Genomic DNA, 12,976 nt, shown 5'->3' with positions numbered 1-12,976 from the left:
GGTCCCGTATCCGACGGACTCGCCGTGCCATCATCCGGGCCATGGAGACCGACGCCCCCCGCTGGTTCAAGAGCAGCCACAGCGCCCCCGAAACCTGCTGCCTGGAGGCCGCCATCGGGGCCTCCGGTGTTCGTGTCCGGGACTCCACACGTCAGGACGCGGCCCCGATCGAGCTGGCGGCACCGGAGTGGACGGCTCTGCTGCGCGTGGTCTCCGGATCCAGAGGGTCACGGGTCACGGGACCGAGCCGCCCCGCTCGATGAACCTCTCGGCCTCGGCGATGCGCCGGTCGATCATCTCCACCTGCGGGTGCTCCTGCCCCAGTTGCGCGATCCAGACCCGCCGGACGTCGGCGAACCCCGTGAGCGCCCTCTCGGCGTCTCCCTGTTCCTGGGCGGCTCTCGCCACGTAGAAGGCGGCGTCAGCCGTCATGTGGTGGTCGGGGCCCAGCACACGCCGCCGTACTGCGTGGACCCGCCGGAATCCGGCCTCGGCCGTGCCGGGGTCTCCCCGCCGCATCGCGACGTAGGCCAGGTTCTGTTCGGCGAACAGGGCCAGCGGGTCCTCCTCGCCGGATGCACGGACACGCTCCTCCCTCACCGATCCGAGAATCCACGCCGCCTCCTCCCACCGCTCCTTCCTGACCGAGACCCGGCCGACCTGGTAGAGGGTCTCCAGGGTGTCGGCGTGGTCGGGCCCCAGCAGGCGTTCACGGTCCCGGTGGAGTACCCGGAACGCCTCATCCGCCTCGTCGACGCGGCCCTGCTCCAGGATCGCCTCGGCGAGGTGGTGCCTGGCTCGGAGCGAAAGCGGGTCGTCCGGACCGGGGAACCGAGCGGTGTGCCGCACCACGTGTGCCAGCACCCTCTCCGCCTTCCGGTACCCCCTGAGACGCAGGAGGCTTCGACCGACCATCACAAGTGCCCGCAAAGCCTCACGGTTCTGCTCGGTGCTCGTACGCAACAGGGCTTGGGCGGTCACCGTGGCGGTGGGTTCGTCATCGGGGCGAAGGCGCAGCCGTAGCAGCACAATGGTGTTGAGGGCCGTGAACTCGAACTGAAGGTCGCGGTCACGCTGCCACGCGAGCAGGCTCTCGGCCTGCTCGACCACCGCGAGGTCGGCCTCCGTGAAAGCGGCGCGCGCCGTCTCGGACACGAGCGGGTGCAGCCGCAGCGCCATCTCACCTCTCTCCGCCACCACGGAGACCAGTCCGTGGACCACCAGCGCGTTGACCGTCCTTGCCAGACCGGCCTCGTCCAGGGATCCGAGGACGCCGCCGCCCAGCTCCGACAGCGGCAGCCTGCGCAGCGGAACCTCGCTGGAGTCCGGCCCCAGCACGGACAGCAGCCTCAGCAGCGGCGCGGCCCCGGGCTCGCGCTCCTCCACCAGCCGCAGGGACAGCTCCCACACCCCCGACAACAGCCTGCGCTCGACGTCGGTACCGGTGACGAAGGGCGCGGCCAGCTCGTCCAGCGTGCCGATGTCCCCGCCGAGCCTGTCCAGCAGCGCGTGCGCGTCGGGGAACAGCACCCGGTGCGTGGCCAGGATGCGCCCGGCCAGGTGCAGGGCGAGCGGGACCCCGCCCAGGCGCTCGGCCAGCTCCTCCGCCCCCGCGAGCTCCGAGAGGCCGCCCGCCCCCGCGTGGTCGGCCAGGGCCTCGGCCGCCGCCGGACCCTCCAGCTCCCAGATCCGGTGCACCCGTGCGGGTGTCCACTGCGCGGAGTCGCCCACCCGGCTGGTCACCAGCACGAACCCGCCCGGGCTCGCCCGCATCCACCCGAGCTGGTCACCGGGACGGTTCTCCGGATCCAGCTCCTCGGGCCGGTCGGCGTTGTCGATCACCAGCAGCCACGGCCGGGGAGCGGCGTCCAGGTGCCGCCACACCCACCGGGCCGCCTGGTGCCGGGTCCCCCTGACCTGTTCGGCCTCCCGCCGGGGACCGCCCACCTCCACCGCGGCCTCGACCATGCTCGCCGCGACGTTCCCGGGCCGCACCCAGAACACCGTCCACCCCCCGCGCCGGGCCCGTTCGGCCAGCGCCGCCGCCACCGTGGTCTTGCCGAATCCGCCCGGCCCGGTCAGCACGTGCGGGACCGGTGCGCCGGCCTCCATGGCCTCGGCGAGCGCACCCAGGAGCTCCTCACGGCCGCGCACGGCGGTCGCGGGCCGGGGCGGGTCCAGGGACACGTCCGCGGGGGGTGGGGGCGCCGCCGGGGGCGCCTGGAGGGTCACACCGCCGTGGATGTCGCGTGCCTGGAGCAGCTGGCCGTGGACGGCGCCGGAGGAGGTGTTGTCATGAGCGTCGGGGGGAGGGGCCATGCTCCCCATACTGCCCGCACGAGCGCCGGTCCGTGAGGCCTCCTACAGCCTTCCGCGCGCCTTGAGGTTGATGTAGGCGTCGGCCAGCGCGGGAGCGACGTGCTCCGGGTCGGCGTCGACCACCTCCACACCCATCCGGCGCAGTTCGGCCGTCACCCGGCGCCGCTCGCCCAGCGTCCGCTCGGCCGCCGCCGCCCGGTACAGCGCGTCCGGGCCGCCCCGCTCCGCGGCCATCCGGTCCACCGCCGGATCCCTGACCGCCGCCACCAGCAGCAGGTGCCGGGAGGTCAGCGCGGACAGCCGCGGCAGCAGCCCCTCCTCGAGGGACGCGGCGTTCAGGTCGGTCAGTAGCACCACCAGCCGCCGGGTCCGCCCCTGCGTGCCCAGGACGGTGCCCACCAGCCCCGCCGGGTCGGACTCCACCAGCTCCGCCTCCAGCGGTGCCATGGCCTCCACGATCCGGCCCACCTGGCTGCCCTTGCCCGACGAGCGCACCTGTGCGCGCGTGCGCCGGTCGTAGGCCATGAAGTCCACCCGGTCGCCCGCCTTGCCCGCCAGCGCCGCCAGCAGCAGCGCGGCGTCCATGGCGTGGTCCAGACGCGGGGTGTCGCCCACCCGCCCGGCCGACGTGCGCCCGGTGTCCAGCACGATGAGGATGCGCCGGTCCCGCTCGGGCCGCCACGTGCGCACCACCACGCCGCTGCCCCGGGCCGTGGCACGCCAGTCGATCGACCGCACGTCGTCTCCGGGCACGTAGTCGCGCAGCGAGTCGAACTCGCTGCCCTGGCCGCGCACCATCGCCGTGTGCTGGCCCTCCAGCTCGCGCAGGCGCGACAGCTTGCCCGGCAGGTGGCGCCTGCTGTGGAACGGCGGCAGCGTGCGTACCGTCCACGGCGCCCGCAGCGTCCGCTGCCTGCCCGCCAGACCCAGCGGCCCCACACTGCGCAGGGTCACACCGGCGGCCCGTGCGTCGCCGCGCCGCGTCGGGGTCAGGGTGGTCCTCACCCGGCGCCGTTCCCCGGCCGCCACCCGCAGCGGCTGCCTGCGCGGCGCGGCGTGCGAACTCGGCGGCCAGGCGTCGCGCACCGATCCGCGCAGGCTCCGCCGCGTGGGGTTGGCGACGGTCACGGACACCGTCGCCGAGTCGCCCAGGCGCAGCGACGTGTCGCCGTCCCGGGACAGGCGCATGGCCTTGGGACTGGCCGCCAGCAGGACGTCCACCGCCAGCAGTGCCACCAGCACCCCCATGGCGACTGCGGTCGCCACGGCACCGATCAGACCGGACAGCGCCACCGCGACCGTCGCCGCCAGCGCCAGCAGTACCGCCCGGCCGGTGACCACCATCAGCGCGGCACCGGGACGGAGGCGAGCACACCGTCCAGGATTCCGTCGGTGGTGGCACCCTCCAGCTCGGCCTCCGGACGCAGCGCGATCCGGTGCCGCAGAGTTGCCTTGGCCAGGGCCTTCACGTCGTCGGGGGTGACGTAGTCGCGCCCCGACAGCCACGCCCACGCCCGGCTGGTGCGCAGCAGCGCGGTCGCACCGCGCGGGGACGCGCCCAGCTGTAGCGACGGCGACTGCCTGGTGGCCCGGCACAGGTCCACGATGTAACCCAGGACCTCGGGCGCCACACGCACCCTCTCCACGGCCAGCCGGCCGGCCCGCAGCTCGGCGGCGCCCGCCACGGCGGTCACCCCCGCCGCCTCCAGGTCGCCCGGGTCGAAGCCGGCCGCGTGGCGGCCCAGCATCTCCACCTCGGCCGCACGCGGGGGCAGGGGGATGGTCACCTTCAGCAGGAACCGGTCCAGCTGGGCCTCGGGCAGCGGGTAGGTGCCCTCGTACTCCACCGGATTCTGGGTGGCGGCCACCATGAACGGCTCCGGCAGCGGGGCGGGCTTCCCCTCCACGGTCACCTGCCGCTCCTCCATGGCCTCCAGCAGGGACGCCTGGGTCTTGGGCGGGGTCCGGTTGATCTCGTCCGCCAGGAGCAGGTTGGTGAAGACCGGCCCCTTGAGGAACTCGAACTTCGCGGTGTGCTGGTCGTAGACGAGGGAACCCGTCACGTCGCCCGGCATCAGGTCCGGGGTGAACTGCACCCGCTTGTGGTCCAGGGACAGCGCCGCCGACACGGTGCGCACCAGCAGCGTCTTGGCGACGCCTGGCACGCCCTCCATCAGCACGTGGCCGCGGCACAGCAGTGCCACGACCATCGCGGTCACCGTCTCGTCCTGGCCCACGACGGCCTTGGCCACCTCGCGGCGCAGGGCGACCAACGCCGCACGCGCCTCGTCGGCTGATGGCGTTGCCTCGGGTGTGAAGGCGCTCACGTGCCGTCTACCTCTCTCGATACCTCAGTGGTCGTTCTCCGGTCCGCGCGCGTCGGCGTCACAGCGGTCTCACCGCAGCTTCCGGGCGCACTCGTCGAGCTCGTCGGCGAGCCGGACCAGCGAGTCGTCGTCTCCCGCGTACGGGTCGGGCCGCCCGGGGTGGAGCAGCTCCCGCAGGTGCGCGGGATCGCCGCCGGCCCGTTCCGCGACGGCGGCCACGACCGCCTCGGGGGCGGCGTCCGTGTTCAGCCCGAGCTTGGGCACCGTCCGCTCCAGGAACCCGGCGCGCAGCGCCGCCGCGGCCCGGTCCCGGGCCTTGCGCGACTGGTACAGCCCCGCGCGGCCCTCGGTGGTCTCCGAGGCGCGCACCACCACGGGCAGTGACTCGGGTACCAGCCCGCCCATCCGGCGGCCCCGCCACAGCGCCAGCAGCGCCAGCGTCGCCACCAGCGGGACCAGGGACCAGCGCAGCCCCAGCGGAAGCAGGTTCCACAGGCTGGTACCGCCCTCCTGCCGGGGCGGGTCCGGGCGCAGCCACACCACGTCCTCCGCGGCCAGGAGGTTCAGCGCCAGCGCGGCGTTGCCCCCGGAGCCGAGCGCGGTGTTGGTCAGCGGCCTCCCGGTGCCCAGGACCGTGGTGGCCGTCCCGTCCCCGCGCACCTGGACCAGTGCGTGGCCGTCCTCTCCCGGGTAGCAGGCCACGGCGCCCTCCGGCGCCGTGTACAGCTCGCCGCCGACGTAGGCGGCGCCGGCCGCCTCGGCGGCCGGCAGGTCGCACTCGGGGGAGTAGGGGGTCTCCAGGAACCCGCGGGACTCCTCCCGCCCGGTCATCTCCACGCCGGGCGCGAACGCCTCCAGGGACCGTGTGGACGGCTGGACCAGGACGGTGTCCACGTCGAGGGCGGCCAGGGAGTCCAGTTCCTCGGGAAGCAGCCGGTGGTCCAGGAAGACCGCCAGCACGGTGTCGTCCCCGGCCGCCGCCACGGCCTCCTCGGCGGCGGCCGAGGAGCGCGTCACGTGCACGTCGCGGTCCTGCTCCAGTACGTTCACCAGCGCCCGCGTGCCGTCGGGGGAGACGGATTCCGGCTCCAGGCGCCCTGTGGGGAACTGTTCGGCGCCCAGGGACAGCAGCACCGACACCGTGACGAGCGCGGTGACCACGGCGGCCGGGACGCGCACCGAGCGCCACACGCGCAGGGCACGCGAGCCCCCGGGCGGCGGCGTGCGGCCGGACGGGGGCGCCTGGGTCGGCGCGGCGGGAGCGTCGGCCGTCATCCCCGCACCTCCTCGGCGGGACGGGCGGCCCGCAGCCGCGCGTCCAGTTCGCGCAGCACGCGCGCGGAGTCGGCGGTCGCCGGGCGGTCGCCGTAGGCCACGTCGTTGAAGAGCCGGGCGCCCTCGCGCAGGCCCCCGGCCTCGCCGGGCAGCACGTCGGAGGCCTCGGCGGCCAGCTCGGTGGCGGTGCGTCCCGCGCGCGGGGTGATGACCGCCCTGTCCTCCAGGTCCACGCTGATGGCCCTCAGCCTCTCGGTGACGGCGGCGGCGAACTCGCCCGCGGCCTCGTGCCGTTCGGCGGCGGCGCGGTGGTCGGTGGCCGTCATCGGCGTGCTCTCGTGCACGGGCACCCCGGCCGCGCGGTCGCGGGACGGGCGCAGCCAGACGATCAGCCAGATCACCAGGACCGCGACCAGCACCAGGACCGGCCCCAGGACCGTCCAGCCGCCGATGAAGTCCGGCGCGCCCTCCGCGAACCCCGCGAGCAGCTCTTCGAGCCAGGCGAGGAAGCGGTCGAGCAGCGACGGCTCCTGCTCCCCGTAGAGGGGGTCGCTCAGCTCCTCGATGGCGCGGCGCCGCCCCTCCTCGCGGGTCACCTCCTCGACGGCGGCGAGGTGTGTCCTCACGTCCGCGGCTCCGGCAGGTAGATCTCCGGGCCCGCCTCGTAGCCCGCACGGGCCGCCTCGTGCAGTTTCAGGTCGAGGCCCTCACGGCGCATCCGCAGGTCCACGTAGAGCAGCGTCGCCACGCCCACGGTGAAGGGGGTGGTGATCGAGGAGACCAGGACCTCGCTCACGTAGATGACGGCGCCCGAGACGACGGCGGCCCAGGTCTCGCCGGGCGCGACGAAGCTGGGGACGACCGCGACGATGCTGAGGGGTGTGCTCAGCAGGCTGCCGACGAGGCCGATGAGGAGGTAGGCCAGCAGCGTGATGCCGAAGACCCGCCACCAACTGCCCTGGGTCAGGCGCCAGGAGCGGGCGAGGGACGCGCCCACACCGAGGCGTTCGAGCACCACGACGGGCATGGCGAAGTAGATGCGGACGTAGATCCAGGCGGCCAGCGCGATACCGCCGAGGACTCCCAGGACCAGTGCGGCGACGATGACGGTCACACCGGCGGCCTCGTTGCCCGAGACGGCCAGGTAGATGCCCAGGAACAGGCCGGCGACCCCCACCACCGTGATGACGAGGGTGAGGCCGAAGACGATCAGCAGTTGCAGGAGCGCCAGGCCGATGACGGCCCCGATCCGGTCCTTCACCACGGCCCAGGCCTGCGACGGGGTGAGCTTGCGGCCCAGGACGGCCATGCCGATCACGGCGGTGAGCAGCCCGGTGACCAGGATGGTCCCGGCGTAGCTCAGGAGGCTGCCGCCGTACAGGGCGGCGATCGACCAGGCGCTGAACGGCAACGGGTCGTCGGGGCCGACCGAGGCGGGGTCGGTCATGACCTGGTCCATGAAGACCCCGTAGTCGGACATGTAGCCGCTGAAGCCGATCGAGCTGATGATGCTGGCGATCGCCATGACGACCAGCGAGAGCCCGACGGTGGTCTTCGGGTTGTTGCGGATGACGCTGAACGCGCCGTTGAGGATGTCCCCGAGGGTCATCGGACGCAGCGCGACGACGCCGGGCTTGGGCGCGCGCGGCCCGCCGTGGGGAGCGCCGTAGCCGTACTGCTGCCCGTACTGGGGCTGCTGGCCGTACTGCTGCTGTCCGTACCGGGGCTGCTGCCCGTGACCGGGGGGCGGACCGTAGCCCGGCGGTGTCGCGGCGTACGGCTGCTGCCGCCCGGAGCCGTACCGGCCGTACGGGTCCGGGTTCGGCGGCTGCCCGCCGTAGCCCTGCCCTCCGGACCCGTACCCGTACTGCTGGCCGTGGCCGGGAGCCTGTCCGTACCCCTGCTGCCCGGACGGCTGGGGGTGTCCGGGCGGCCCGTACCCGGAATGTCCGTACCCCTGTCGTTGTTCCGTTTCCGATGGCTGTCCGTGGGACGCCCCTCCCTGCTCGGGAGGCGCGAACCCCGGCCGGTCCTCCGGAGGCGTGGCGGGCGCGGACGGGCCCTGGCCGGGCGCCGTCCAGTCGCCGGGCTCCGGGCGGGGAGCGGACTCGGGAGTTCCACCGCCGCCCGGCTCGTCCGGGGAGTCCCCCGACGTGTCCCGGGGGTCGTCCTCCTGGGTCATCTGCCACGCCCTCCATAGGGTTCGGTCGCGCTGTGTGAGCGGATTGGCGCGATTCCTGCCGTCTGGGAATCCAACCTACCCGGCGGTTCCACCGCTGTCCGGCGGTGTTGGGGCGTATGCAGGCCCAACCCACTCACTTCATTCCTTTTGTATGCTTTCTGTTACCAACAGGCCAAGTCGCGAGAGTTCACGGGCCAGCTCATCAGGGCCGACGCGCCTGTGGCCGCGACCGGTCCGTACGGGCCGAAAAACATCGACCACTCTCCCAACACCGTCCGAAGGTGGCAAGGTTGGGAAGAAGAAGCAGTTCTTTGCGTCGAGGGCGCACCGAACGTTTGTGCCGCTGCGTGTTTCCAGAGAGAGGAGTAGGCGCCGCCTACCCGCCCATGGGCGGGTCTGACGCCCGGCGCCGGACACACCGATGAAGGGACGTGTACTGGTTGTCGACGATGACCTCGCCCTCGCCGAGATGCTCGGTATCGTTCTGCGCGGCGAGGGGTTCGAGCCCTCGTTCGTGCATGACGGAGACAAGGCCATGGAGGCCTTCCGCGAGACCAAGCCCGACCTGGTCCTCCTCGATCTGATGCTGCCCGGGGCCGACGGGATCGACGTGTGCCGTCAGATCCGCGCCGAGTCCAACGTGCCCATCGTGATGCTCACGGCCAAGAGCGACACCATCGACGTCGTCCTGGGCCTGGAGTCCGGTGCCGACGACTACATCGTCAAGCCCTTCAAGCCCAAGGAACTCGTGGCCCGCGTCCGCGTGCGGCTGCGCCGTACCGAGGAGCCCGCCCCCGAGGTCCTGCAGATCGGGGACATCACCATCGACGTCGCCGGGCACGCCGTGCGCCGCGACGGCGAGCAGATCAGCCTCACGCCGCTGGAGTTCGACCTCCTGGTCGCCCTGGCCCGCAAGCCGCGCCAGGTCTTCACCCGCGAGGTGCTGCTGGAGCAGGTCTGGGGTTACCGGCACGCCGCCGACACCCGCCTGGTCAACGTCCACGTGCAGCGCCTGAGGGCCAAGATCGAGAAGGACCCGGAGCATCCCGAGGTCGTCGTGACCGTCCGCGGTGTCGGCTACAAGGCCGGTACCGCCTGATTCCACCGAGTCTCACATGACCGCAGGTACACCCGCGGACGAGCGGACGACCGCCTCCGGGGGACAACGGCCCGGCACGTCCTCCGGACCGTCCGAGACCGGGGTGCGCTGGCGCGACAGCGGTACGGGGCTCACCCGTGCCTACCTGTTCGCCCAGCGTGCCGCCCGCGCCCTGGTGCGCGGCGTCCACACCAACTGGCGCCGTTCGCTGCACCTCAGGGTCATCTCCGCCACCCTGGTCCTGTCCCTGGTGGTGATGGCGGGCCTGGGGTACGTCCTCATCTCCCAGGTGCGCACCGGTCTGCTCGACGCCAAGATCGCCACGGCCGTCACCGACCACCGCGCGGGGCTCAGCTACGCGCTCACCGAGCTCCAGGAGAACGAGGCGGCGGACCGCAAGCGACTCCTGTACGACCTCGCCAACGAGCTCACCAGCCGCAGCGGCGACACCGGGCTGTACAGCGTGGTCATCCTGCCCTCGGTGGGCGACGAGATCGGGTGGGCCACCGGCGGGGGCAGCGTTCCGCAGCGCCTCATCGACCAGGTACGCCGGTCCGAGGTGGACGAGCAGCAGTACCACACGTACACGCGCATCACCACCGAGCAGGGCGGCACCGAGGAGCCCGCGCTGGTGGTCGGTTCGCAGCTCACACACGCCTACGAGCTCTACTACCTCTTCCCGCTCCAGCACGAGCAGGAGATCCTCGACCTGGTCCAGAACACGGTCGCCCTGGTGGGGACCCTGCTGGTCATCCTCCTCGGCCTGATCGCGTTCGTCATCACACGGCAGGTGGTCACCCCGGTACGCTCGGTGGCCCAGTCCGCCGAACGGCTCTCCTCGGGGGACCTGACCGAGCGCATGGCCGTGCGGGGGGAGGACGACCTCGCCAGGCTGGCGCTGTCGTTCAACGACATGGCGGGCAACCTCCAGGAGAAGATCCAGGAGCTGGAGGAGCTGTCCAAGCTCCAGCGCCAGTTCGTCTCCGACGTCTCCCACGAGCTGCGCACCCCGCTGACCACGATCAAGATGGCCGGGGACGTGCTCTTCGACGAGCGCGAGGAGCTCGACCCCACCATGCGCCGTTCGGTGGAGCTGTTGCAGGGCCAGGTGGAGCGCTTCGAGGAGCTGCTCGCGGACCTGCTGGAGATCAGCCGCCACGACGCCGGGGCCGTCACCCTGGGCATCGAGTCCCTGGACATCCGGGACGCGGTCATGAAGGCCGTCGGCGACGCCGAGCAGATCGCCGAGCGGCGCGGGATCAAGGTCGTCCTGCGCCTGCCCGCCGAACCCTGCACGGCCGAGTACGACGCACGCCGGATCAACCGCATCCTGCGCAACCTGGTGGTCAACGCCATCGAGCACAGCGAGGGCCGTGACGTGGTGGTCACCGCCGCGGGCGACCGCGACGCGGTGGCCGTGGCCGTGCGCGACTACGGCGTGGGCCTCAAGGAGGGGGAGGAGCACCTGTGCTTCGACCGCTTCTGGCGCGCGGACCCGGCCCGCGTGCGCACCACCGGCGGCACCGGTCTGGGACTGTCCATCGCGAAGGAGGACGCCATGCTGCACGGCGGCTGGCTCCAGGCGTGGGGCCTGCCCGGACAGGGTTCCCAGTTCCGGCTGTCGCTACCGCGCCGCTCCGGAAGCGAACTGCGCGGATCCCCCCTGCCCCTGGTGCCGCCGGAGATCGCCCTGGGCCGGGGCTTCGCCCCGTTCACGGGTGAGGGCGGCAACGGAGCGGCCCGCGCCGAGAGGGTTCCCGCCAGGGACGGCCAGGACGACGCGGACGGCGGTGACCGGGGAGCCGGTCGGCGCGAGGGCGAGGAGAACCTGTCATGAGGCCACCGAACCGCTTCGGCCGCGCCGTGCGCGCCTGCCTGGCCACGGCCGTGGCGGGCGTGTCCATGGCGGCCTGCGCGACCGTCCCGATGACCGGCCCCGTCGTGACCAGCGACGGCAACGGATCCGAGGGCGACCCCTACGGGGGCTACGTGCGCCTGCTGCCCGCGGGGCCCCAGGAGGGCGTGGACCCGGCCGGCCTGGTCAGCGGGTTCCTCCAGGACATGGGCAGCTTCGAGCAGGACTACGAGGCCGCCCGCAGCTACATGCTGCCCGAGACCGGCCAGGAGTGGTCTCCGGACGGCACGGTCAAGGTCTTCCCCGACCTCGACACGGTCGACCTGGACACCGAGATCGGCGGCGACGGGCTCACCGCCACCGTGCGGATGCGCAGTTCGATGGTGGCCACCATCGACGAGGGCGGCAAGTACCTCCCCGGCGATTCCGAGCGGCTGCTCGAAGAGCGGTTCGTCCTGGCCCGAGAGGGCGGCGACCCCGCCGGGGAGTGGCGTATCCAGAGCCTTCCCGACGAGCTCATCCTCAGCAAGCTCGACGTGGAGCGCACCCACCGGCCCTTCAACCTGTACTTCTTCAACCCCGAGGAGAACGCCCTGGTCCCGGATCCGGTCTACCTGCCGGTGAGCAACGACGAACTGGCGGAGCGCCTGCTGGACAGGCTCATCAGCGGGCCCAGCGACTGGCTGGACCCGTCGGTGCACTCCTCCTTCCCCGAGGGGGCCGACCCCGACCTGGAGGTGGAGGAGGACCGGGTCTCCGTCAGTGTGGCCAGCGGGGGCGAGGCCGACGAGTTCGGCATGGGAGCGCAGATCGCCTGGACCCTGCGCCAGCTGCCGGAGATCCAGGAGTTCACCCTCACCGTGAACGGCTCCGAGGTCGACTTCCCGGGATCGGAGGGACCGAGCGCCGACCGGCCGAGCCCGGGCAGCGTCTACTGGACCGAGGTGAGCCCGGGGGTGACCACCGACACCAGCGCCTACTACTCGCACGAGGGCCGGCTGTGGTCGGCCTCGGACTGGGACTCCGACACCTTCGGCGACGCGGAGCCGGTCCCCGGCCCCCTGGGGTCGGGGGAGATCCCGCTGGAGCGGTTCGCGGTGTCCCTGGACGAGCAGACCCTCGCCGGGATCACCACCGGCGGCGACAGGGTCCTCACGAGTCCGACGGCCTCGGGCGCCACGGCCCGGGAGGTCCTGTCCGACGGGATCTTCACCGAGCTGTCCTGGGACGTCAACGGCGACCTGTGGGTGGTCGAGGAGATCCCCGACGAGAGCGAGGACGAGGAGGAGCAGGACGAGTCCGCCGCCGACCCCCCCAACCTCAACGGCGCCCAGCCGGCGCCGGACGCCACCGCCCTGTGGCTGCTGCGCGACGGCGAGGAGGTCATGCGGGTGGACGTGTCCGACCTGGGCGAGGGCCCGATGGTGGACTTCCAGATCGCGCGGGACGGCACCCGTGCCGCCGTGGTGACCGAGGTGGACGGACAGCGCTCGCTCCAGGTGGGCCGCGTGGTGGAGGGCTCCGACGGGCAGGTCCGGCTGGAGTCGTTCATACCGCTGGCCGGCGAGCTGGACCAGATCACCGAGATCTTCTGGCGCTCGGCCGACCAGCTGGTCGTGCTGGGCAGCCGCGAGGGCGGCACGAGCCAGGCACTCCTGGTCTCGGTGGACGGCGGCACGTCGTCCGCCAGCGCCGGATCCCCCGTCGCGAGCATGGTGACGATCTCGGGCGCCCCGGGGCAGCCGCTGATCGCCGGCTCGGACGACGGCAACATCTGGATCTCCAACGACCCGCTCAACTGGCAGAGCGTGGTGGAGGGCGGCTCGCCCACCTTCCCCGGCTGACGCGCGTCCCGCGGGGCGGTCGGCCACCGACCGCCCCGCTCCCGGTACGCCCCTTCGCGGGCGCCGAGTCGTCCA

The 12,976-nt window shown here is 72.8% G+C and carries 10 protein-coding genes; 4 read left to right on the top strand and 6 right to left on the bottom strand.

Features of this window, described 5'->3' with window-relative positions; genetic code table 11:
- Window positions 1-41: 41 nt before the first annotated feature.
- A complete protein-coding gene (locus NOSIN_RS17285) occupies window positions 42-263 on the top strand; it encodes a DUF397 domain-containing protein (protein WP_077691748.1) in 222 nt (73 codons plus the stop codon).
- On the opposite strand, the gene NOSIN_RS17280 is transcribed toward NOSIN_RS17285, so the two are convergent.
- From NOSIN_RS17280 to NOSIN_RS17255, 6 genes are all read right to left on the bottom strand, one after another.
- On the bottom strand, window positions 235-2,328 hold the full coding sequence (locus NOSIN_RS17280; RefSeq protein WP_077691747.1) for a tetratricopeptide repeat protein: 2,094 nt from the start codon (window positions 2,326-2,328) through the stop codon (window positions 235-237). The genes NOSIN_RS17285 and NOSIN_RS17280 overlap by 29 nt on opposite strands.
- A gap of 33 nt (window positions 2,329-2,361) precedes the next feature.
- Window positions 2,362-3,663 (bottom strand): DUF58 domain-containing protein, encoded by a 1,302-nt coding sequence (locus NOSIN_RS17275; RefSeq protein ID WP_077691746.1) that lies wholly within the window; start codon window positions 3,661-3,663, stop codon window positions 2,362-2,364.
- Window positions 3,663-4,646, bottom strand: a complete 984-nt coding sequence (locus tag NOSIN_RS17270) for an AAA family ATPase (protein ID WP_077691745.1) — start codon at window positions 4,644-4,646, stop codon at window positions 3,663-3,665. The genes NOSIN_RS17275 and NOSIN_RS17270 overlap by 1 nt, the downstream gene beginning before the upstream one ends.
- Before the next feature lie 69 nt (window positions 4,647-4,715).
- Window positions 4,716-5,921, bottom strand: coding sequence for a DUF4350 domain-containing protein (locus tag NOSIN_RS17265; protein ID WP_077691744.1), 1,206 nt, complete (start codon window positions 5,919-5,921; stop codon window positions 4,716-4,718).
- Window positions 5,918-6,547, bottom strand: a complete 630-nt coding sequence (locus NOSIN_RS17260) for a DUF4129 domain-containing protein (protein WP_077691743.1) — start codon at window positions 6,545-6,547, stop codon at window positions 5,918-5,920. The genes NOSIN_RS17265 and NOSIN_RS17260 overlap by 4 nt, the downstream gene beginning before the upstream one ends.
- Window positions 6,544-8,103: a glycerophosphoryl diester phosphodiesterase membrane domain-containing protein gene (locus NOSIN_RS17255; protein ID WP_077691742.1), complete on the bottom strand. Its 1,560-nt coding sequence runs from the start codon at window positions 8,101-8,103 to the stop codon at window positions 6,544-6,546. Before NOSIN_RS17255 ends, NOSIN_RS17260 begins: the two co-directional genes overlap by 4 nt.
- 421 nt (window positions 8,104-8,524) lie before the next feature.
- On the opposite strand from NOSIN_RS17255, the gene mtrA reads away from it, so the two are divergent.
- The 3 genes from mtrA to NOSIN_RS17240 are packed head-to-tail and all read left to right on the top strand — an operon-like array spanning window position 8,525 to window position 12,901.
- Complete coding sequence (gene mtrA, locus NOSIN_RS17250; protein ID WP_077691741.1) at window positions 8,525-9,202, top strand: MtrAB system response regulator MtrA; 678 nt, start codon at window positions 8,525-8,527, stop codon at window positions 9,200-9,202.
- A 16-nt stretch (window positions 9,203-9,218) separates the two neighbouring features.
- Complete coding sequence (gene mtrB / locus NOSIN_RS17245; protein WP_077691740.1) at window positions 9,219-11,039, top strand: MtrAB system histidine kinase MtrB; 1,821 nt, start codon at window positions 9,219-9,221, stop codon at window positions 11,037-11,039.
- Window positions 11,036-12,901 carry an LpqB family beta-propeller domain-containing protein gene (locus tag NOSIN_RS17240; RefSeq protein ID WP_077691739.1) on the top strand — a complete coding sequence of 622 codons (1,866 nt, stop codon included), beginning with the start codon at window positions 11,036-11,038 and terminating at the stop codon, window positions 12,899-12,901. The genes mtrB and NOSIN_RS17240 overlap by 4 nt, the downstream gene beginning before the upstream one ends.
- The last annotated feature ends 75 nt before the right edge of the window (window positions 12,902-12,976 follow it).

It is taken from the genome of Nocardiopsis sinuspersici, assembly GCF_001998325.1.
Classification (GTDB): domain Bacteria; phylum Actinomycetota; class Actinomycetes; order Streptosporangiales; family Streptosporangiaceae; genus Nocardiopsis; species Nocardiopsis sinuspersici.
This window is presented reverse-complemented; position numbering and strand designations above follow the sequence as displayed.